Genomic DNA, 702 nt, shown 5'->3' on the forward strand with positions numbered 1-702 from the left:
GTATTCACTATAGGATACGTAGGGTTACCTACGTGAGTTTCCTCATTCGGAGATCTTTGGATCACAGGCTATTTGCGCCTACCCAAAGCTTATCGCAGCTTGTCACGTCCTTCTTCGGCTCTTGATGCCAAGGCATTCACCATGCGCCCTTTGTAGCTTGACCTATCAAATCAAATTTGAGTTACAAATTTGCTGATTTACTAAAATACTAGCGTGCATTTTAGTAATCAATTTATTACAAAGATTAGTAAATATCTTTACTTTAACTTATGTGCAATTTTCAAAGAACAATGGTGGGCTTAAATGGACTCGAACCATCGACCTCACGCTTATCAGGCGTGCGCTCTAACCAGCTGAGCTATAAGCCCACAAATGGTGGAGATAAAGAGATTCGAACTCTTGACCCCCTGCGTGCAAGGCAGGTGCTCTCCCAACTGAGCTATACCCCCATATGTGTATATTAAATTAAGATGCCAATTACTTGGTATCTCAAAATTAAACAGAGAGAGATTCTAACCAGAATTCGTATATATTAAGTCTGAAATGCATCAGTACTTAATAATTTCTCCATAGAAAGGAGGTGATCCAGCCGCAGGTTCTCCTACGGCTACCTTGTTACGACTTCACCCCAATCGCTGACCCTACCTTCGGCTGCTGCCTCCCTTACGGGTTAGCTCACAGACTTCGGGTATTGCCAACTCT

Annotated in this window: 2 tRNA genes and 2 rRNA genes; all 4 read right to left on the reverse strand. The window is 42.7% G+C overall.

From position 1 onward, the window contains the following. A 23S ribosomal RNA gene (locus tag J3477_RS25905) occupies positions 1 to 163 on the reverse strand; the annotation flags it as partial. 128 nt (positions 164 to 291) lie between these two features. Then, positions 292 to 368 (reverse strand) — tRNA-Ile (locus J3477_RS25910). 5 nt (positions 369 to 373) lie between these two features. Beyond that, positions 374 to 449: transfer RNA gene (locus J3477_RS25915), tRNA-Ala, on the reverse strand. A 124-nt stretch (positions 450 to 573) separates the two neighbouring features. Then, a 16S ribosomal RNA gene (locus tag J3477_RS25920) occupies positions 574 to 702 on the reverse strand; the annotation flags it as partial.

The organism is Clostridium zeae (genome assembly GCF_017312485.1).
Lineage (GTDB): Bacteria > Bacillota > Clostridia > Clostridiales > Clostridiaceae > Clostridium_AR > Clostridium_AR zeae.